We start from the raw sequence: 19,850 nt of genomic DNA, 5'->3' as shown, positions 1-19,850 counted from the left end.
ACGATCATGACTGACGCAGCGAAGCTATCCCTTGACGGCAAGGATTTCGAATATCCGGTGCTGACGGGCACGATCGGCCCGGACGTGGTCGACATCCGCAAGATGTACGGCCAGACCGGCGCCTTCACCTATGACCCCGGCTTCACCTCGACCGCGTCCTGCCAGTCGACGCTGACCTATATCGATGGCGACGAGGGCGTGCTGCTCCACCGCGGCTATGCGATCGGCGAGCTGGCCGAACAGTCCAGCTTCATGGAGGTCGCCTATCTGCTCCTGAACGGCGACCTGCCGACCAAGGACGAACTGGCGGCGTTCAGCACCACCATCACCCGCCACACCATGGTGCACGAGCAGCTGGCGGCGTTCTTCCGCGGCTTCCGTCGCGATGCGCACCCGATGGCGATCATGTGCGGCGTGGTCGGCGCGCTGTCGGCCTTCTACCATGATTCGACCGACATCCACGATCCGGTGCAGCGCACCATCGCCTCGCACCGCCTGATCGCCAAGATCCCGACGATCGCCGCGATGGCCTATAAGTACAGCGTCGGCCAGCCCTTCGTCTATCCCGACAACTCGCTGTCCTACACGGGCAATTTCCTGCGCATGACCTTTGGCGTGCCGGCCGAGCCCTATGTGGTGAACCCGGTCGTCGAAAAGGCGATGGACCGGATCTTCATCCTCCATGCCGATCACGAGCAGAATGCCTCAACCTCGACCGTGCGTCTCGCCGGTTCGTCGGGCGCCAACCCCTTCGCCTGCATCGCGGCCGGCATCGCCTGCCTCTGGGGTCCGGCGCATGGCGGCGCGAACGAGGCGGCGCTCAACATGCTGCGCGAGATCGGCACGCCGGATCGCATTCCGGAATTCATCGCCCGCGCCAAGGACAAGAACGATCCGTTCCGCCTGATGGGCTTCGGCCACCGCGTCTACAAGAACTACGACCCGCGCGCGACGGTGATGCAGAAGACCGTGCGCGAGGTGTTCGAGTCGCTCAAGGTCAGCGACCCGGTGTTCGAGACGGCGCTGCGGCTGGAAGAGATCGCGCTCAGCGATCCCTATTTCGCCGAGAAGAAGCTGTTCCCGAACGTCGACTTCTATTCGGGCATCATCCTGTCCGCGATCGGCTTCCCGACCGAGATGTTCACCGTGCTGTTCGCGCTCGCCCGCACCGTCGGCTGGGTCGCGCAGTGGAACGAGATGATCACCGATCCCGACCAGAAGATCGGCCGCCCGCGCCAGCTCTATACCGGCCCGGCGCAGCGTTCCTATGTCGGCCTCGACCAGCGCTGATCGTTCGGCGCTGATCCGGCCATGCAGACCCTGCGTCCGATCCTGCTGCTCCTCGGCCTGGCGCTGGCCTTGATGGGGATGCTGTGGATCGGCCAGGGGCTGGGCTATGTCCATTGGCCCCGGTCGAGCCCGATGCTCGACCAGACGCAATGGGCCGATTACGGTGCCGCGCTGGCGGTGGCAGGGCTGATCCTGCTGCTCGTCGCGCGGCGACTGCCCCGGCGGTGAGGGCCGGGCGGCCGCGCCGCCCCATAGGGTTCAGGACTGGATGGGTTCGCAGGCAATGCCGTCGCCATCCCCGTCCATCGTCTCCCGATACCCCGGCTCGCCACGGTAGATCGGCGCCGTACCCGCCGCACGGGCATCGTTGCAGCCACCCCAATGATCCCCCGCCTGTGGCAGGCGCGCCCGCGTGATACCGGTGGCCACCAATGTCATATGCGCCTGACTCGTCGGATCGGCTCGCCCCCCGTCCGATATCGCCAGCGAACCGGCACCCAGCGCCCCGCCCACTACGGCGGCACAGAGCAGGACAGATAAAGCGTTGGAGCGTCGCGGCGTACTCATGCCAACAGCCTGATCGGCAAATGTAAAGAAGACGTAAGTCTCGCCCCTAGCCGATCGGCAAGGCCAGCGTGAACAGCGCCCCCTCGCCCGGTGCGCTCGTCACGGTCAGGTCGCCACCCATCGCCCGCGCCAGGCGGCGGGCGATGAAAAGGCCCAGGCCGTTGCCGCCCGGCTCACTGGGGTCGATCCGCTCGAACTTCTCGAAGATGCGCGCCTGATCCTTTTCGGCGATGCCCTTGCCATGGTCGGCGACGGTCACGCAGGCGCGGTCGTTGATGATCATCGCGGTCACGAACACCCGCTCGCCCTGGGGCGAATAGCGAATCGCATTGCCAATCAGGTTGACGACGATCTGGAGGCAGCGGCGGAAATCGCCCAGCCCGGCCGCATGTTCGTCCTGGTCCGGGCGGTCGAGGATCACCCCGGCATGATCAGCGCGTACCGCAAGCAGGCCAGCGGCGCGGCGGGCGACATCGGCCAGGTCGATCGGCTCGATCTCCGGCGCGAAATCGGGCCGCTCGATCGCCTGTAGGTCGACCAGATCGTCGACCAGGTCCAGCAGGTGCCGGCCGGCGGTGGCGATGTCGGCCGCATAATCGGCATAGTCGCGCGCGATCGGCCCATCGGCCTCCGCCTGGATCGAATCGGCATTGGCGACGATCCGTGCGAGCGGCCGGCGCAGCGCCCGGTCCAGCCCGGTGGTGAAGCCGTCCGACAGCCCCTCCACCGCGGCAGCGGCCATGGCGACCGGCTCGGCGATGCCCGACAAGCCGGCGAAACCGCCCATCTGGTCGACCCGCACCTCCGCCGACAGCATCAGCGCCGCGCCACCGGGATGCAGCTTGGCGGGCTGTGCGCGCAAGGGTCGCCGCCGCGCCAGCGCATCCATGATCGGCATCACGCCGTCCGGCCCCTCGTCGAAGCCGAACAGGCTGGTGAGCGGCCGGCCGAGCATGGTGAAGGCCTCCCCCCCGCCCGCGATCCCGGCGCCGGGCGCGATATAGGTCAGGCGCAGCGATGCGTCCGTCTCCCAGCCCCAGGCCCCGGCCGGCACGACCGGCGGCACCGGGTTCGGCGCGGCGCGCCAGGCCGGCGTCTCCGACCAGCCACTGATCGCCAGATGCCCGTCGGGCTGCGCCCGTACCCAGAGTTCCAGGTCCTGCTCGCCATCGGCGATCGACACGCGGCGCTGGACCGCGACCTGCAGCCGAACCGCGAGCCGGGCGAGCATCGCGATGGACGGCACCGCGAGCGACTGGCGCAGCGCCCCGCCCGCCCGGCCGTTCAGCCCGAGGATCGCGGGGTCGGCGGAGAGCAACAGCCCTTCCGCATCGACCCGCGCATGACTGACGGGACTGACGGCGATACGCATCGCGATCACCGCCACGCCCCCTCGCCGTCGCGGCCGCGTGGCCGCGTCGGTGAGGCCGATGCCAGTGCGGCTATGGCCCGGCGGAAGTCGTCCGGCAACGCCAGCGGCGCCAGGGCCATGCGCGCCGCCGCCGGCGATACCGCGGCGATGGCGTCGAGCTGATCGGCAAGGGATTCGATATCCCGGGCCGGGTCGGCATCGGCCAGCGCCAGACCGATCTGGGCGATGACCGGGCGGTCCAGCTCCAGCGCGCGCAGCGCCAGCCACAAGCGGTCGCCGTCCGGCTCCAGCGTCATGGCCCGCATCTGCCCGAACGACAGGCGCAGGCCATGGGCGATCACCGCGATGAACAGCCCGAGCCGACGATCGCCCAGCGCGTCGAGCAGCAGGATGGCGCGCTCCGCGATCCGCGCATCGACCGCGCGGGCGAGCGCCATCGCCGCGTCCTCCGCCCCGTCTCCCGCAAATGGTGCCGCCAGCCGTCGTTCGGCGGCGGCGACCAGCGCCTGGTCGATCTCGGCATCGTCGCCATCCCGGATCGCCGCCGCCACCGACCAGACCAGGGCCGGTCGCAAGGCGGGCGGCAGGTCGGCCTCCGTCATTTGCGCCTGTTCCAGCGCGGCGCGACGCCGGCTGTCGGCGGCGAGCAGCGTCTGTGCCGCCTGCGCCACCCCGGCATCGACGGAGGTGGCGAGCTGCACCAACAGGCTGGGGATGTCCGGCGATCCGACCGCGATCGGCAGCGCCTGCCCGATCAGGTCCTGGCGAACGCGGGCGATCACCTCCGCGATCAGCGCGTCATCGCGCAGCGTTCCCGCCCGCACCACCCGATCGAACGTCCGGCCATGCTCCGTGAGGATCGCCGCGCCCCGCTCCCCGACCTGTCCGGCGACCTGATGCCGCAGGTCATGCGCGATGGCCTCGACCATCGCCCGCAGCATCTGGCGCAAGGTCAGCCGGGTACGATCCCCCAGTCGGGCGGCATCGGGAAGGAACAGGTCGTCGACCGATGCGCGCAGGATCCGGTCGGCCCGCGTCCCGGCTTCGGCCGCGCGAACGGCAAGCGCATCCGGGGACCATGTCCCACGGGCGTTCACGTCTGGACCTGACGACATTGTCGCTGATAAGTAACCGGAATGAAGTTAATGACGTTTTAAGCAGGGCGGCGCAGGGCCTCCACTGCAGCCGCCAGCGTTGATGCGGCATAGGCGACTGTCAACGCCACACCTGAGAGAGGTGTCCCAATTAGGGTCGATCCGGCCAGCAAGAGCAGATAGGCGGGCGGGCCGCCCCACCAGGGCCGGCGGCGCGAACGCTGGATCGCGCGTTCGCCCAAACCGCCCAGATACAAGAGCATCAGGGCGCCGACCAGGCCGACCGCCTGCCCCTGCGCCATGCCCAGAGTCAGGCCGAGCGCGACCGTCGCCAGCGCCGGCACGACGGCGATGCCGATGGTTTGCGCCCGCACCAGCGCCGCCTCGTCGCGCAGGATCGCCAGCGTCCGTCCCAGCCCCAGCAACAGGCATCCGACCAGTGCCACGATCAAACCGGAACGGGTCGATCCCGCGAGCGTCAGCGCCGTCCCCACCGCCCCCAGCCCCGCACCGCCCAGGGCGATGCCGGCCGTTCCCGCCCGCCGTTCGATCAGGCGCGGCACCAGCGCGCGGGCCAATGGCGCCAGCACGATCGCGTTGAACCAGTTGCGCCGATCGGCGACCGTGGCGGCCAGCACCGCCTTGCCCCGCACCGCCAGCGCGGCGCTGCTATGTTCGATGCCATGGCCGTCGCGCAGCATTGCCTCCGCCAGGGGCACATGCGCGGCGCGCGCCTGGTCGGCCAGCCGCAGCGCGGTGGATTGCAGATCATAATCCCGGGGCAGTGCGGCGACATCAGCGATCCGGCGCGCATCCAGCCGTGCGACCCCCGCCCAGGCGGTGCCGCCGCCCAGCCGCTCGTACCGGATCGGCGCGGTCGCATCGGGCACGACGAGCAGCGCGTCGCTGCCTTCCTCGGCGAAGCCATCGATCACGTCCTGCGTCGTGATCAGGCCATCGGCCAGCATGACGATCCGCGCGAGCGGATGAAGCTTCGCCGATGCCTCGGCCGCCGATCGCACCGCATCGACGGCGATGCCGCGCTTGCCGATCCGGCCCAGCGCACCGAGCAGTTCGGGCGTCAGTCGTCCGACCACCACCACCAGCTGCGCCGCGCCCGCTGCGATCAGCAGCCGCGCCTGATATTCGATGATCGTGACGCCGCCGAACGGCAGCGTGGCGGTCAGCTGTCCCGGCCGGTCGTCGGCATCCTGTTGTGCGAAGAGTAGACCGGCAAGCATGACCCCGGCTGTTAAGGCTCCGGCGGTGGGATGCAAGAGGCGGCCGGTCGACTCAGAGCCGATCGACGGCGCGCCGAATCTTGACCAGCAGGTCGGGATCGCCCGGCCGCGCCTCGGCCGCCAGCGCCGCCAGCCCCATCAGCCGTACCGCGCCGAAACTGGCGGACAGGCCGCGCAGCCGCGCCGCCGCCATGCGCCATTGCTCCACCGTCTCCGCCACTTCCAATTGCGTGCACACGCGCGTCACGCCGTCGAGGAACGCACCGCGCAGTTCCGCGATCAGCGCGGGCTCGTCGCCCACCGCCGCCGCCAGCGCCGCATCGATCGCTCCGGGATCATAAGCCATGGTCTGTCCGTAAACGCAGACACTTAACGAGATATTGCGACGGGGTGTCGCGAGCCGGTAAAGATGGTACAGGACGGCGATGATGGGGGATCGTTGATGGGCGCGCCGGTGGATTCAGGCCATGACCTCTGGCCGCGACGGCCGGACGAACCGCGCGGCCAGCCCGAGGTGCTCGAACTCGTCGTCGAGCAGCCGGAACAGGCGACCGCGACTCGCGGCTGGACCGGCCCGGCGGCCCTGGCGGCGGCCGTGCTGCTCGATGCCGCGATCCTGTGGCTGGTGCGTAACCAGCTGACGACGCTTTCTCCGATCCAGGCGGTACAGATCGCCACCGCCTTGTGCGTGGTGCCGGCGCTGGTCGGGATCGTCTGGCTGCTGGCGCAACGCACCAGCCGGGCGGAGGCGCATCGCTTCGGCCAGACTTCCCGGGCGATGCGCGCCGAGGCGGCGGCCCTGGAGGACCGGATCGCCACCCTGTCGCAGCATATCGACGTGCAACGCGCACATCTGAACGACCAGCTCGCCGCGCTCGCCCATACCGGCGATGCCGCCGCGACCCGGCTGGAGACGATCGGCCGCGCGCTCGCCGGCGAGATCGAGCGCGCCGACGCCCATGCCCATCGCCTGGCCGATGCCGCCGAGATGGCGCATGCCTCGGTCGCCGCGCTGCTCGCCGCCATCCCCACCGCGCGCGCCGACAGCGAGGAGATCGGCCGTCGCATCGATCAGGCCGGCCTGTCCGCCGCCGCGCAGGTCGCCGCGCTCGATGCCCAGCTCTCCACCCTGGCCGACCGCGCGCATGAGGCGGATGTGGTGGCGACCACCGCCGCCGAGCGATTGGCCGCCAATATCGCCCGCATCTCAGAGGCCAGCGACGGCGTCGGCTTGCGCCTGGATCGTGCCGGCGCGACGATGGCGACGACGGTGGAGGCGCTTATCGCCCGCACCGAGCAGTCGGTCGAACAGGCCCGCACCGGCCTGGGCGCGGAGGGCGAGGCCCTGGTCGCCGCCCTGGCGACGCACCAGGCCCAGCTCGATAGCGGCGCTCGCGAGACCGCCGCCGCGATTGCCCGCCAGGCCCAGGCCATGGCCGATGCCGCGGATCAGGCCCGCGCCACGCTGGAGGCGCAAGGCGAGACGATGATCGCGACCTTGCGCGCGCACCAGGAGGCGCTCGACGCCACCGCCCGCGCCGGCGTGGAACGCCTGGAGCAACAGGCCGATCGGGTCGACACCCGGCTGCGCGAGGCGCATGGCGCGCTCGGTACGCAGGGCGAGGCGCTGCTGGCGACGCTCGGCACGCACCAGGCCGCACTGGACACGAGCGCCCGCGACGGCGCAGCCTTGCTCGCCGGCCAGATCGACGCGATCGAAGGCCGGTTGGAACAGGCTCGGGCCACGCTGGAGGTGATCGGGGAGGCCGGCACCCAGGCGCTGGCCGAACGGCTGGAGGCGATCGACCGCGCGGTTGATCATATCGCCGGACGGTTCGAGGGCCAGGCGGGGGCCGGCGATACGATGATCGCGGGCCTGCACGCCGCGATTGAGTCGGTCGAGCAGCGTATGGCCGCGCTCCAGGATCAGGGCGAGCAACGCTCGCAGCGGCTCGCCGCCTCGATCAGCGCGCTGGGCGGGTCCGCCGATGCGATGACCGAGGCGCTGAAGGCCGGCGAGGCGATGGCGACGCGCACGATCGGCACCACCGAGACGCTGTTGGTCGCGCTGGACGCGGCGGCGCGCGAGATCGACGAAACCCTGCCCGATGCGCTCGACCGGCTCGATGGCCGGATCGGCGCGAGCCGCTCGGTCGTCGCCCAGGCCAAGCCGGAACTGCTCGCGCTCGTCACCGCGGCGGAAAGCACGCATGACGCGATCGAGTCGATCGCCGATGTCATCGCCACCCAGCGCCGGACGCTCGACGAACTCGGCACCGGACTGTCGGCGACGCTGGGCCAGGGACGCGATCAGCTGGCGGCGCTCGACGAGAGCGTCTCGGCGACGCTGGACCGTACCCAGCGTTTTGCCGGCGAGGCCGCGCCGCAATTGCTCGACGCGCTGGAGCGGGTGCGCGACACGGCCGAACTGGCGGCGGAACGCGCCCGCGAGGCGCTGACCGCGGTGATCCCGCAGGCGGCCGCGACCATGGGCGATGCGGCGACCGAGGCGATGCGGCGGGCGACCGGCGACACGGTGGTACGACAGGTCGATGCCATTGCCGACGCCACCCGGATGGCAGTCGAGGCCGCGACCCAGGCCACGGAGCGGCTGGCGGCCCAGGTCGACACGATCGCCACCCAGTCGGCCCTGGTGGAGACTCGCATCGGCGAGGCACGGCAGGAGCGCGAGACGGCGGAAAAGGACATGCTGACGCGGCGTGTCGCGACTCTGATCGAGCGGCTCAACTCCGCCTCGATCGACATCACCCGCGCCTTCGCGCCGGACATCGCCGATAGCGCCTGGGCCGCCTATCTCAAGGGGGATCGCGGTGTCTTCACCCGCCGGGCAGTGCGGCTGCTCGACGCCAGCCAGGCGGCGGCCGTGGTCGAGCTGTACGATGGCGACGCCGGGTTCCGCGACCAGGTCAACCGCTACATCCACGATTTCGAGGCGATGCTGCGCATGATCCTGGCGCAGGCGGAGGGATCACCGCTCGGCGTGACCCTGTTGTCGTCGGACATGGGCAAGCTCTATGTGGCGCTGGCGCAGGCGATCGAACGGCTTCGCTGATCCGGCGTCGGGCACGGAGCACGGGCTGGGCGACGATCTGGTTATCGAGGAACGCTGAGGCGGTAGCGCCGCATTCTGGCTCGACCGATCGGTCCGCGAGAGTCGCGGGACGCCGCCACCTGCATGGGATGTGAGCCTTTGACGCGCGGGGATTGGCTCGGTTTGCCGGTACCTTTGACGGAGGGTCCGTCTCCACTCAGATCGCGAGGGAAACGCTAGCACGGGCCGTGCGGCTTCCCGAATTTAGGCGCTCGCCACCCTGATCGTGGCAATCACGCGATGACGGCTGGCATGTAGCCTAGCGGAGGCCTGGAGGTCTGGCTGACGCATGGCCGACGATGTCCGGTTTTGCCCAGGCGCCTCCGTCACACCGATGCCAAGGTGGAAGAGCCGATCGGCTCGGCATCAGCAAGACAGTCTGGTCCCGTACGATACGTAGAGCCGAACATCCGCTCCCGCCGCCGGGATTGATTGCGAGCCATGACCAAGGCCATCCTTTTGACCGGATAGCTTTGGTCACGCTCTATGCGATGGCAGGCTATCGCATGCGATGGCAGGCTATCGCTCGGAGCGACGCGCCCCCCGCCCCATCGCGCCCCCGCGGTCGGGGTTCAGCGGGTCGCGATCGCGAGCGGCGTCAAACGGTTCAGACCGCGCTGCGCCACCTGATGCGAACCAGCCGTCGCGCCGGACGCAAGGTCCATCTGGACGTCCGGCGAGTCGAGCACCGCTGCGTAGAGGGACCGCGCCTCGGCCGTACGACCGGTCTGCTGGTACACCGCCGCCAGGTTGAGCAACACCTCGGGCGTCGCATTGCCGGTCTGGCGGGCTGTCGAAAGCGTCGCTTCCGCCTTTTTCAGATTGCCGGCCGCAATGGCCATATAGCCGGTCCGCTCGGCCGCCATGGCAGGGGCCGCCACCAGGGCGAGCCCAATTGAGGACATCAGCACCGTGCGCATCATCCATCTCCCAATCGTGTGACCATCACCACGATGTTTCACTTTTGTGACTCTGATGTGTCATTTCCGTGAATCCAGTGCAAGGGGGAAAGGGCCGAGCCGAGACAAACCGCCTGTGTCATTGGTGGACAGACAGGCCCCAGTTCGCACGAACACGCGCTCTGAGTCCGCCGGATGTGGGAAACATGGCTGCGAGATCAGGATGCCATCGGGTCGACCCAAGCCGTCATTGCGAGCGCAGCAAAACAACCCATAGCCGTGCGCGTGACGCTCTGGATTGCTTCGCTACGCTCGCAGTGACGGTCCCAAGTCGAAGTCATGTCATCGGGCTGTAGGGCACCCCGCTCAGGACCGAGCGTCTGCTGCGGAGTGCGCGTCAAGGCATGCGGGCGACGGCGGACCTGTGCATCCCGCTCCAGGCGATCTATCCCACGACCTCCACTCGCGTGACAGGTCCTTCACCAGCCGTGGGACGGTGCGTGGTGTTTGTCGGCGAACGTGGCGGTCCGATGATCTGCCCTTCGATGGGAATCAGGCGGGAGAGATAGTCGCACTACGCCGCGAGGAAGTCGGCGAAGGCCAAGCATGGGCAAGTCGCAGGTCGCGTAGGACGGTCAGCGACCAATACTCGCAAAGCCTGACCTCGCCTTCATCCCAGCGGATGGACCTAGCTTCGATAGTGATGCCGGGAGATTCCCGGCACTACATAAGGGCCGCACCGAGGCCCGGACGACGGCCGGCAGCACCCAACAAAAAAGGCGGCCCCGCAGGGCCGCCTTGCATCGTCCGGTCAGGATCGAACGATCAGAAGTCGTTACGATACTGCTCGTTGCCGATGAAGCCGAGCTTCGTGATCGCGGACCGCTTGATCACGGCCAGCGTCTTGTCGACCACTTCGTAGCGTGCGTCGGGCGCGGGCTGGAAGTGGAGTTCCGGCTCCGGGTTCATCGCCGCCGACTGGTCGAGATACTGACGCAGCGTCACCTCGTCCACGGGTGATCCGTTCCAGGCGATCGTGCCCGCCGCGTCGATGGTGATCTTGTTCTTCTGCGCGTCGACCGGGTTCGCCGGGCTCTTCGAGTTCTGCGGAAGATCGACCTTCACCGCGTGCGTCTGGATCGGGATGGTGATGATGAACATGATGAGGAGAACGAGCAGGACGTCGATCAGCGGCGTCATGTTCATTTCCATCATCGGGCCGTCGTCTTCTTTGCCGCCGCTCATTGCCATGTCATGCTACTCCTAAATACGTCCGAGCGATCAGCGATCAGTGGTGCCGCTGGCGGGCGGCTCGGAAATGAAGCCGACGCGGGCGAAGCCGGCGCGCTGCATCGTATAGATCGTGCCGCCGATGCACTTGTACGGGGCATTCACGTCACCGCGGATATGCGCCTCGGGCAGTTCGAGGCCGGCGGCATTGGGGCCGCCCTGGCGATCGATCTCGGCCTTCAGCTTGGCCACACCGCGATCGAGCAGTTCGGTCGAGGTGACGCGCGACAGGCCCCAATAGACCGCGCAGCCGCCATCGGGCGCGGTCGTCACCGACAGCAAGACGTTCTCGGGCTTGGTCGTCGTCGGATCGAAACGGACATCCGGCAGCTTCAGCTGCACTGCCTGGACGGCGACGGTCGTCGTCACCAGGAAAATGATCAGGAGCACAAGCATGACGTCGACCAGCGGCGTCGTGTTGATGTCCGATATCGATTTCTCGGTGGAATCGCCACCAACACTCATCGCCATGTGCGAACTATCCTATCCATGTAATCGCCACCGGAACCGCCGGTGGAAGGAAAACGGGGCCGCCGACGACAGCCGCCCCGTCTTTCTCGCGTCTTAGTTGGCGCGCGGCACGCCACCGGTCTGGCCGGCCGTCGTGGTCGGCTTCACCGGCGCCTTGGTGGCGGCGGCGGGGCCGTGCGTCGGGCGAACCGCACCGTTCGACGCCAGGAAGCCCAGCACGTCGTTCGAGAAGGCCGACAGGTCCTCTGCGATCGACTTGTTGCGGCGCTGCAGCCAGTTGTACGAGAGCACCGCGGGAACCGCGACGACCAGGCCGAGTGCGGTCATGATCAGCGCTTCGCCGACCGGACCCGCGACCTTGTCGATCGACGCCTGACCCGACGCACCGATCTTCACCAGCGCGCGGTAGATGCCGATAACCGTACCGAACAGACCGATGAACGGCGACACCGAACCCACCGTCGCGAGGAAGGCGAGACCGCCACCCAGCTTCGAGTTGATCGCGGCTTCCGAACGCGCCAGCGAACCGTGCAGCCAGTCATGCGCCTCGACCGGATCGGTCAGCTTCGAATGCTGCTCCTGCGCGGCCAGACCGTCGTCGACGATCTGCTTGTAGGCCGAGTTCTTCTCGAGCTTGGCCGAACCCTCGCGGAGGCTGTTCGACGACCAGAAGCCCTGGCGCACGCGCTTGGCCTGGTTGATCAGCTTCTGCTGCTCGAACAGCTTCGAGAACAGGATGTAGAACGAGACGATCGACATCAGCACCAGGATCGCGAAAACGGTCTGCGAGATGAGACCGCCTTCCTTGAGCGCCTGCTGGAGGCCGTACGGGTTGTCGCCCTGCGCGGCGGCCGCGCCGCCCGCGGCGAGAATGGTGGTGAGCATCTAGATTGTCCTCTGGCTAAATCATTTGTGTGTGTTGGGCAGACGCGAGCCGCTTAGCTCGGCGGGATCTTCCACGTCACGCGACGCGACGAGCTCGAACGGATCGGGTTACCGCTCTGGTCGAGTGCCGGCTGGTAGCGACCGCGACGGGTGATCGCGGCGCAGGCGGCGCGATCGAGCGCGGCGGACCCGCTGGACGACGTGACACGGCAGTTCTCCACGCGGCCCTGGGCATTGATGTCCCAGGCGATGCCGGTCGTGCCCTCTTCCTCGGCGCGCAGCGAGCTCGGCGGATAATCGTCCGTCGTCACCCATTGCGAGGGATCACCCTTGGCCCCGGCGGCCTTGCTGACCACGGGCGCAGCCGGCGGCGCGGGCGGAGCCGGCGGTGCAGGCGGAGCCGGCGGCGCAGTGGGCTGCGACGGCGGGATGATGGTCGACGTGTTAATCGCCGGCGCAGGCACCGGAACAGGCACGATCGGCGGCGGCACCACGACCGTGGTCGGGGGCGGCGGCAGGCTCGGCGTGTCTGGCGGCGGCGGCGGCGGTTCATCCGGCGGCGGCGGCGGCGGTGGCGGCTCCACGTCGAACGTGTTCAGGTCACCCGTCACCTTCTTGACGTACTGGTACGCAAGGCCGGTGACGAACGCATAGCCGAGAAGAGCGTGAATCAGCGCGACGATCACGATCGCGACGACCTTGCTCCCACTCATCTTCTGGTCAGTGTAGGCCATTCAGCAATCACACTCCTTGACTGCATCGACGCCGCCGCGGCCGTAGCGGCGGACCCCGATCGTCCGCCAATGCCCTCCGGGACCCTTGGCAGTTCCCTAATTCCTATCGCCGTGCCCTGCGGCACGCAAACGCTTTGTCGACGCAACAAACGAACAAACGTTAACACGTCGGTTGTTTCTATGCTGTTCAGCCGAACTGCTGTAACCGACTTCTATGACACTCCTATTTCGGTCCGTCGCCGCAATGGCACTGTTCGTCGCGCCCGCTTCCGTTTTGGCACAGGAAACCACCATTTCGGTGGTTCCTGGCGGGGCCGTTGCCGGCCTTCCCTATGCCGATTTGGCCGATCTGGTCCTGAGTGCACCTGTTATCGCTACCGTCACGATCCGCTCGGCGACCCGTATCAAAGGTGCGGAAGCGGCGGACGTCGCGCCCGACCATGTCCGATTCTACGTCGAATCGGATGTTAACACTTTGATCAGAGGTCGTGAGGGACTGCCCCCGCGAATCGGGTATGTGGTTGATTCCCCGCTGGATTGGCGTGGCAAGCCGCCGCGACTCAAGAAGGAGCGGATGATCCTCTACGCCCGGCCGGTGGCCGGGAGCATGGATCAGGTGCAGCTTGCCGGACCGCACGGACAGCAACCCTGGAGCCAGACGCTGGAGGATCGCACCCGCAGCGTCGCCGCCGAGATCGTCGCGCCCAATGCCCCACCGCAGATCACCGGCGTCGGCAATGCCTTCTATGTCGCCGGCTCGCTGCCGGGCGAAGGCGAGACGCAGATCTTCCTACAGACCGCCGACCACCGCCCGGTATCGCTATCGGTGCTGCGGCGGCCGGGCGAGCAGCCGCAATGGTCGGTGGCGCTGGGCGAGATCGTCGACGAGGCCGCCGCCGCCCCGAAACGGGACACGTTGCTCTGGTATCGCCTGGCCTGCTCGCTGCCGCCGGAACTGCCGGCCGCCAGCACCAGCGCGCTGGAGGCGGCCGATGCCGGTCAGGCGCAGGCGGATTATCGCTATGTGATCCAGGCGCTGGGCCCCTGCCGGCCGACGTCCTGATGGCGGCGTCCGGCGTTCCGTCGTCGGTCAGCGGCGGTGGCGTACCAGCGTGATGCCGATCGCCTCGCCCGCCTCGGCGATGGCGAGCTTGACGATCTTCACCTCGACCCGGCGGACCCGCGCATCCTGCAGGAACAAAGTCTCGCAGATATGGTCCGCCACCGCCTCGACCAGCGTGAAGTGCACGCCCGGCGGCAAGGCCGTGGTCGCGGCGTGCTTCAGGTCCATATAGTTCTTCGACGCCGTCAGCGGCGTGTCGGGCGTGAAGCGGCGCGGACAGTCGAGATCGACGGTGAGGGAGATGCGCAAAGGCTGGGGAAGGTGCGTTTCCTCGGAATAGATGCCGGTGAGCACCTGGACCTCGATATCGTGCACCTGAAGCTGGAGACTGTCTTCCATCCGCCTGCCTCTACCAGACGCGGCGGTCCTGGGAAGCCGGTTGGCGCAGGCCGCCGTCAGGCGGCGCTTGATGGCCGCGCGGTCGCCGCCGCGTGCCAGCGGCGAAGATGCACGCACCCCTCCGGCAAGGGCAGGCGGGCCCGGGCGGCGAAATCGACCGCGACCAGCGCGGCGATATCGGCCATGCTATAGTCGCGGTCGGCGATCCAGTCCCTCTCCGCCAGATGCGTATCGAGTGCGGCGACGAAGCCGGCCCACATCGCCTCCGCCCGCTCGACCAATGCGGGAAGCTGGGGCGGCGAGGCCGCCTCCCCCGCCCATGGGCCGGGCAATGCCCGCCCCGCAAAGCCGGGATGACCGTTGCGCAGCGCATAGACGGCGGCGGCATAGCCCTCGCCCTCGATCCGCCGCAGCCAGGTCTCCACTATGGCGATGGCGAAGGGGTCCCGCCCGAACAGCGGCGGATCGGGGTGCAGGGCTTCGAAATAGCGGCAGATGGCGATGGAGTCGTCGATCACCCGCCCGTCCGGCAGCACCAGGGCCGGCACCAGGCCGCGCGGATTGATCGCGCGATAGTCGGCGGCGAGATTGCCGCCCCGTTGCAGATCGACCGGCACCCGCTCGATCGTCTCGGAGAATCCGCCGCCCTTTTCCGCCAGATACAGGCGCACGCGACGCGGGCTTGGCGCCCAGCCATTGTCGTAGAGCCGCATCACCGCCACGTCATTCCTCCCCCTTGGCCATCGCGTGTCGCGGGCAGCGCTTGTGTTCGCGCGGTGCGACGTTACAGCGCCCGACCGCCGCAGGTCCATCCTGCGCGGCGAAGGATATGAGGCCGATGATCGAGATCGCGCCACTGGCTCCCGAACGGGACGCCGCGGTGGAAGACCTGCTGGATGCGGCCTTCGGGCCGGAGCGACGGGCGCGGACCGCCTATACGGTGCGCGGCGGCGGTTCGCCCCTGCGCGCGCTGGGCTTCGCCGCGATCGATGGCGACCGGCTGGTCGGCTCGATCCAGTGCTGGCCGGTGGTGCTGACCGACGATGCGGGCAGGCGCTGGCCGCTGGTGATGGTCGGCCCAGTGGCGGTCGCCCCCGACATGCAGCAGGGCGGCATCGGCCGCCGCCTGACCGAGGCCGCGCTCGCCGCCGCCACGAACGAGGGTCTGGGCGAGGCGCTGATGCTGATCGGCGACCCGGAATATTATGAGCGCTTCTTCGGCTTCACCGCCGCGCGCACGGGCCAGTGGCGGCTGCCCGGCCCGTTCGAGCCGCGCCGCCTGCTGGCGCGCGGCGATGCGGTGCCGGATGTCGCGGGGATGCTGGGGCCATCGGCCTGACGCCGCCACGCCTTTACCTGGATGCGCGCGCACCCTACCTCCCCGGCATGCCGATGCCGCCGCCCCCCGATCTCGCCTCGCTCAGCCTGTCCCAGATCGCCACCCTGCTGGCCGAGCGCCGACTGCCGCCGGTCGAGCAATGGAACCCGGCGCATTGCGGCGACGGGGAGATGCGGATCGCCCGCGACGGCACCTGGTATCACCAGGGCAGCCCGATCGCCCGGCCCGATATGGTGCGGCTGTTCGCCACCATCCTGCGCCGCGAACCGGACGGTAGCCATGTGCTGGTCACGCCGGTCGAGAAGCTGACCGTCGCGGTGGAGGACGCGCCCTTCGTCGCCGTCGCGCTGAAGGCGGAGGGCGAGGGTCGCGACTCCCGCCTCGCCTTCCAGCTCAACACCGGCGAACTGGTGGTGGCCGGGCCGGCGCATGGCCTGCGTTTCGTCGAGGATGGGGACGGCCCCCGCCCCTATCTGCATGTCCGTGCCGGGCTGGAGGCGTTGGTCGCGCGGCCAGTCTATTATGAACTGGCGGAGCGGGCGCTGGCGGGCGACGATGCCGAGCCCGGCGTATGGAGCGACGGCTGTTTCTTCCCGCTGACGCCGGCATGACGCTGGCCGAGCGGCTGCGCGCCGCGCTGGCCACCCGGTCGGATGTGGCCTTGCTGGCCGGCGACCATGCCGACCTTGCCCGGCACGCGGCGACCGACCTGACGGCGGCAGCGGTGCTGATCGCCTTCACCGACCGGCCGGACCCGGGCATCCTGCTGACCCAGCGGACCGACACGCTGCGGCATCATGCCGGGCAGGTCGCCTTTCCGGGCGGGCGGCTCGACCCCGGCGAGGATGCGATCGCCGCCGCCCTGCGCGAGGCGGAGGAGGAGATCGCCCTGCCCCCGGCCTCGGTCGAGCTGATCGGCGCGATCGACCCCTATCGCACCGGCACCCGCTTCGATATCACGCCCGTCGTCGGCGTGGTGCCGCCCGATCTCGCCCTGGTTCCGGCCGAGGCGGAGGTGGCCAGCGTCTTCGAAGTCCCGTTTTCCTTCCTGCGCGATCCCGCCCATCACCACCGCGCCAGCGCCTGGTGGCAGGGGGCGGAGCGCCATTATATCGAGATACCATGGAACGACCGCCGCATCTGGGGGGCGACCGCCGCGATGATCGTCAACCTGTCGCACCGTCTGGCCAGCCTGTGAGCGGCGCGACCGACACCTGTCTGCCGCCGGCGGAATGGCGGTCGCTGCCCGGACTCGACCGGCTGGCGACGATCTTGGGCGGAGAAGCCGGCGAAGCGCGGTTCGTCGGCGGTGCGGTGCGCGACAGCCTGCTGGGGATCGCGGTCGCCGATGTCGACCTCGCCACCTGCCACGCGCCGGAGACGGTGATGGCGCGATTGAAGGACGCCGGCATCCGGGCGGTGCCGACCGGGCTAGCGCATGGCACCGTCACCGCCATTCTCGACGGCCATCCGGTCGAGGTGACGACGCTGCGCCGCGACGTGTCGACCGATGGCCGCCATGCCCTGGTCGCCTTCACCGACGACTGGCGCGAGGATGCAGCGCGGCGCGACTTCACGATCAACGCGCTCTATGCCGATCCGAACAGCGGCCGGGTCCATGACTATTTCGGTGGCCTCGCCGATCTGGCGGCGCGGCGGGTGCGCTTCATCGGCGACCCGCTCCAGCGTATCGCCGAGGATCATCTGCGCATCCTGCGCTTCTTCCGCTTCCATGCCCGCTTCGGCGATGCGATCGACGCGGCTGGGCTGGAGGCCTGCGCCACGCGGGCCAACGACCTGATGGCGCTGTCGCGCGAGCGGATCGCCGCCGAACTGCTCAAGCTGCTGGTCGCGCGCGCGGCGGTGCCGGTCGTGCGGCTGATGATCGCGCGGGGCATCCTGATCGCGATGCTGCCCGAGATCGACGCGGCCGGGGTCGAGCGCTTCGCCCTGCTGGCAGAGCGGGAGGCGGCGGCGGGCATCGCCCCCGACCCGATCCGCCGCCTCGCTGCCCTCACTCCACCGGCGGAGGCGGAGGTCATCGGCGCGCGGCTGAAGCTGTCGAACGCGCAGCGCAAGCGGCTGATCGCCGCCAGCATGGGGCCGGGCGACGAGGGGCCGCTGGCGCTCGGCTACCGGGTCGGGGTGGAGAGCGCGATCGACCGGCTGCTGCTGGCCGATGCCGACGCGTCGCCGCTCGACGGCTGGACGCCGCCGCGCCTGCCGATCAGCGGCGGCGCGCTGGTCGCACGCGGGCTGGCCAAGGGGCCGGACGTGGCGCGAGCGCTCCGCGCGATCGAGACGCAGTGGATCGCGGAGGGCTTTCCCGACGCCGCCCGCGTCGATCACATCGCGGACTCGGTCGCCTCCGCCAGCATCGCCAGCGCGGCCGGCGCCTCCAGCGGGCGCGCGTAGAAATAACCCTGGCCATAGGTGCAGCCCAGCACCGCCAGCGTCTGCGCCAGTTCCTGAGTCTCGATCCCCTCGGCCGTGGTCTGCATCCCCAGCGCCTGTGCCAGGCTGAGGATCGCGCGCACGATCGCGATCTTGTCGCGGTCGGCGATCATCCCGGTGACGAAGCTGCGGTCGATCTTCAGCACGTCGATCGGCAGCTTCTGGAGATAGGCGAGATTGGAGTAGCCGGTGCCGAAATCGTCCATCGCCAGTGTCGCGCCCAGTGCCCGGAGCGCGTGCATGGTGCCGGTGATACGATCGGGATCGCTGACGATCGCGCTTTCGGTCAATTCCAGCGTGAAGCGATCGCCGGTCAGGTTCGACCGGTCGAGCGCATTGCGCAGCACCGGGGCGATCGCGTCGCGCTGCAACTGGATGGCGGACAGGTTGACCGCGATCCGCGCCATATTGCCGGGGATCAGCCGGTCCCATTCCGCCAGCGTCCGCGCCGCCTCGTCGATCGCCCAGCGACCGAGCGGGACGATCAGCCCCGATTCCTCGGCGACCGGGATGAAGCTGTCTGGCATCCGGTGGACGCCCTCCTCGTCGGTCCAGCGGACCAGCGCCTCGAAGGAGCAGAGCGCGCCCGTCGCCAGGCTGCGGATCGGCTGATAGGCCAGGCGAAGCTGCCCGCGCTCGATCGCGCGGCGCAAGGCCGTCTCCATGCCGAACTGCTCGCGCGCGATGGCGAAGGCCTGGTTCTGATAGGCCTCGATCCGCCCGGTCCCCTTGGCGCGCTTGGTGGCGAATTGCGCGTGGCGGATCAGCTCCTCGCGCGGGGCATCGGTAGCGGTGAAGGCCATGCCGATCGAACAATCGACGCTGATCTCGAAATCGGTCAGGCGGATCGGCGTCGACAGGGTGCGCATCACCCGCGTGGCCAGGTCGTGCGCCTCGTGATCCTCCTCCTCGATCGTCAGCAGGATCGCGAATTCATTGCCGCCGATCCGGGCCAGCACGTCATTGGCGCGCAGGGCGCCGCGCAGGCGGCGCGCGACCGTGATCAGCAGCTCGTCCCCGACCAGGCCGCCCAGACAGGCATTGACCCGGCCGAACCGCGCCAGGTCGATCACCATCACCGCCTGTCGCGGCTGCTCGGCCGCCTCGACGATGTCGCTGAACCCCTCGCGATTGGGCAGGCCGGTCAGGCTGTCGGTCGTCATCTCGCGCCGCAGCGAGCGCTCGGTGTTATATTGCGAGGTCTGGTCGATCAGCGTGATGACGCAGGCCTCGTTCTTGGTCAGCGTCGAACGGGCGATCGTCACCCGATAGTAACGGCAGTCGATCGCCTCCCCGATCGTCCAGTCGCATTCCGCCCGCGCTTCCTGCCGATCGAGCACGTCGTGGATCAGGTCGCCCAACGCATCCAGCAGCGGCGAGCGTTCCGCCACCACGCCCAGCCCCGCCAGCCGATAGGCGCGGTTAAAGGCGGGAAAGCGCAGCGTGCCGGTTTCCCGAACCACGATCACGGCCGGGACCGGAATCAGATCGAGTCCGCTGACGATCAAGCCTAGCGACATGGTCGGCTTTTTGGCCGGGGATGATTCTTCGGGCGGCGCAGTAGCCATGGCTCGTTGATAGTCAGCACAAGTTAAGACGGACTGAAATACCAGCCGGATTTGGCGGGCCACCGGCTATAT

21 protein-coding genes are annotated in these 19,850 nt (G+C 68.9%); 8 read left to right on the top strand and 13 right to left on the bottom strand.

Annotated elements, in window-relative coordinates; genetic code table 11:
- The first annotated feature begins 6 nt into the window (after window positions 1–6).
- Complete coding sequence (locus tag QE452_RS01915; RefSeq protein ID WP_125994023.1) at window positions 7–1,290, top strand: citrate synthase; 1,284 nt, start codon at window positions 7–9, stop codon at window positions 1,288–1,290.
- 21 nt (window positions 1,291–1,311) lie between these two features.
- Window positions 1,312–1,518 (top strand): hypothetical protein, encoded by a 207-nt coding sequence (locus tag QE452_RS01910; RefSeq protein ID WP_309658441.1) that lies wholly within the window; start codon window positions 1,312–1,314, stop codon window positions 1,516–1,518.
- Window positions 1,519–1,548: 30 nt separating this feature from the next.
- Here the strand turns inward: QE452_RS01910 and QE452_RS01905 are convergent, their stop codons facing one another.
- The 5 genes from QE452_RS01905 to QE452_RS01885 form a co-directional block, all read right to left on the bottom strand.
- Window positions 1,549–1,719 carry an excalibur calcium-binding domain-containing protein gene (locus QE452_RS01905; RefSeq protein ID WP_309658440.1) on the bottom strand — a complete coding sequence of 57 codons (171 nt, stop codon included), beginning with the start codon at window positions 1,717–1,719 and terminating at the stop codon, window positions 1,549–1,551.
- A gap of 184 nt (window positions 1,720–1,903) precedes the next feature.
- Window positions 1,904–3,229 (bottom strand): HAMP domain-containing sensor histidine kinase, encoded by a 1,326-nt coding sequence (locus tag QE452_RS01900; protein WP_309658621.1) that lies wholly within the window; start codon window positions 3,227–3,229, stop codon window positions 1,904–1,906.
- Between the two features lie 5 nt (window positions 3,230–3,234).
- Window positions 3,235–4,326, bottom strand: a complete 1,092-nt coding sequence (locus QE452_RS01895; RefSeq protein ID WP_309658439.1) for a hypothetical protein — start codon at window positions 4,324–4,326, stop codon at window positions 3,235–3,237.
- A 56-nt stretch (window positions 4,327–4,382) separates the two neighbouring features.
- A complete protein-coding gene (locus tag QE452_RS01890; RefSeq protein WP_309658438.1) occupies window positions 4,383–5,564 on the bottom strand; it encodes a hypothetical protein in 1,182 nt (393 codons plus the stop codon).
- Window positions 5,565–5,616: 52 nt separating this feature from the next.
- Window positions 5,617–5,910: an Hpt domain-containing protein gene (locus QE452_RS01885; protein ID WP_309658437.1), complete on the bottom strand. Its 294-nt coding sequence runs from the start codon at window positions 5,908–5,910 to the stop codon at window positions 5,617–5,619.
- A 96-nt stretch (window positions 5,911–6,006) separates the two neighbouring features.
- On the opposite strand from QE452_RS01885, the gene QE452_RS01880 reads away from it, so the two are divergent.
- Window positions 6,007–8,637, top strand: a complete 2,631-nt coding sequence (locus tag QE452_RS01880; RefSeq protein WP_309658436.1) for a hypothetical protein — start codon at window positions 6,007–6,009, stop codon at window positions 8,635–8,637.
- A gap of 611 nt (window positions 8,638–9,248) precedes the next feature.
- On the opposite strand, the gene QE452_RS01875 is transcribed toward QE452_RS01880, so the two are convergent.
- From QE452_RS01875 to QE452_RS01855, 5 genes are all read right to left on the bottom strand, one after another.
- On the bottom strand, window positions 9,249–9,596 hold the full coding sequence (locus QE452_RS01875; RefSeq protein WP_309729531.1) for a tetratricopeptide repeat protein: 348 nt from the start codon (window positions 9,594–9,596) through the stop codon (window positions 9,249–9,251).
- Between the two features lie 804 nt (window positions 9,597–10,400).
- The gene (locus QE452_RS01870; RefSeq protein ID WP_309658434.1) at window positions 10,401–10,820 is read right to left on the bottom strand and encodes a biopolymer transporter ExbD; all 420 of its coding nucleotides are present in this window, start codon (window positions 10,818–10,820) and stop codon (window positions 10,401–10,403) included.
- A 36-nt stretch (window positions 10,821–10,856) separates the two neighbouring features.
- Complete coding sequence (locus QE452_RS01865; protein ID WP_125996274.1) at window positions 10,857–11,336, bottom strand: biopolymer transporter ExbD; 480 nt, start codon at window positions 11,334–11,336, stop codon at window positions 10,857–10,859.
- Window positions 11,337–11,429: 93 nt separating this feature from the next.
- The gene (locus QE452_RS01860; RefSeq protein ID WP_125996273.1) at window positions 11,430–12,221 is read right to left on the bottom strand and encodes a MotA/TolQ/ExbB proton channel family protein; all 792 of its coding nucleotides are present in this window, start codon (window positions 12,219–12,221) and stop codon (window positions 11,430–11,432) included.
- A gap of 53 nt (window positions 12,222–12,274) precedes the next feature.
- On the bottom strand, window positions 12,275–12,955 hold the full coding sequence (locus QE452_RS01855; protein WP_125996272.1) for a TonB family protein: 681 nt from the start codon (window positions 12,953–12,955) through the stop codon (window positions 12,275–12,277).
- A 517-nt stretch (window positions 12,956–13,472) separates the two neighbouring features.
- Between QE452_RS01855 and QE452_RS01850 the strand changes: the two genes are divergently transcribed.
- Window positions 13,473–14,018, top strand: coding sequence for a hypothetical protein (locus QE452_RS01850; protein ID WP_309729528.1), 546 nt, complete (start codon window positions 13,473–13,475; stop codon window positions 14,016–14,018).
- 27 nt (window positions 14,019–14,045) lie between these two features.
- On the opposite strand, the gene QE452_RS01845 is transcribed toward QE452_RS01850, so the two are convergent.
- Both QE452_RS01845 and QE452_RS01840 read right to left on the bottom strand, forming a co-directional pair.
- Window positions 14,046–14,417 (bottom strand): dihydroneopterin aldolase, encoded by a 372-nt coding sequence (locus QE452_RS01845; protein ID WP_125996270.1) that lies wholly within the window; start codon window positions 14,415–14,417, stop codon window positions 14,046–14,048.
- A 56-nt stretch (window positions 14,418–14,473) separates the two neighbouring features.
- Window positions 14,474–15,130 (bottom strand): glutathione S-transferase family protein, encoded by a 657-nt coding sequence (locus tag QE452_RS01840; protein ID WP_309658620.1) that lies wholly within the window; start codon window positions 15,128–15,130, stop codon window positions 14,474–14,476.
- Between the two features lie 125 nt (window positions 15,131–15,255).
- Between QE452_RS01840 and QE452_RS01835 the strand changes: the two genes are divergently transcribed.
- From QE452_RS01835 to QE452_RS01820, 4 genes are read left to right on the top strand one after another with little or no spacing between them, the layout of a single operon-like run.
- Window positions 15,256–15,756 carry an N-acetyltransferase gene (locus QE452_RS01835; RefSeq protein ID WP_309658432.1) on the top strand — a complete coding sequence of 167 codons (501 nt, stop codon included), beginning with the start codon at window positions 15,256–15,258 and terminating at the stop codon, window positions 15,754–15,756.
- Between the two features lie 47 nt (window positions 15,757–15,803).
- Window positions 15,804–16,367 (top strand): DUF1285 domain-containing protein, encoded by a 564-nt coding sequence (locus QE452_RS01830; RefSeq protein WP_309658431.1) that lies wholly within the window; start codon window positions 15,804–15,806, stop codon window positions 16,365–16,367.
- Complete coding sequence (locus QE452_RS01825; protein WP_309658430.1) at window positions 16,364–16,954, top strand: CoA pyrophosphatase; 591 nt, start codon at window positions 16,364–16,366, stop codon at window positions 16,952–16,954. The genes QE452_RS01830 and QE452_RS01825 overlap by 4 nt, the downstream gene beginning before the upstream one ends.
- On the top strand, window positions 16,951–18,171 hold the full coding sequence (locus tag QE452_RS01820; RefSeq protein ID WP_405052717.1) for a CCA tRNA nucleotidyltransferase: 1,221 nt from the start codon (window positions 16,951–16,953) through the stop codon (window positions 18,169–18,171). Before QE452_RS01825 ends, QE452_RS01820 begins: the two co-directional genes overlap by 4 nt.
- Here QE452_RS01820 and QE452_RS01815 read toward each other — a convergent pair.
- The gene (locus tag QE452_RS01815) at window positions 18,102–19,730 is read right to left on the bottom strand and encodes a bifunctional diguanylate cyclase/phosphodiesterase (protein WP_309729525.1); all 1,629 of its coding nucleotides are present in this window, start codon (window positions 19,728–19,730) and stop codon (window positions 18,102–18,104) included. The genes QE452_RS01820 and QE452_RS01815 overlap by 70 nt on opposite strands.
- Window positions 19,731–19,850 lie beyond the last annotated feature (120 nt).

This window comes from Sphingomonas sp. SORGH_AS_0438 (assembly GCF_031453475.1).
In the GTDB taxonomy this organism is placed as follows: Bacteria; Pseudomonadota; Alphaproteobacteria; order Sphingomonadales; family Sphingomonadaceae; genus Sphingomonas.
Note: the sequence above shows the minus strand (reverse complement) of the source record. Positions and strands in the feature narration are given on the sequence as shown.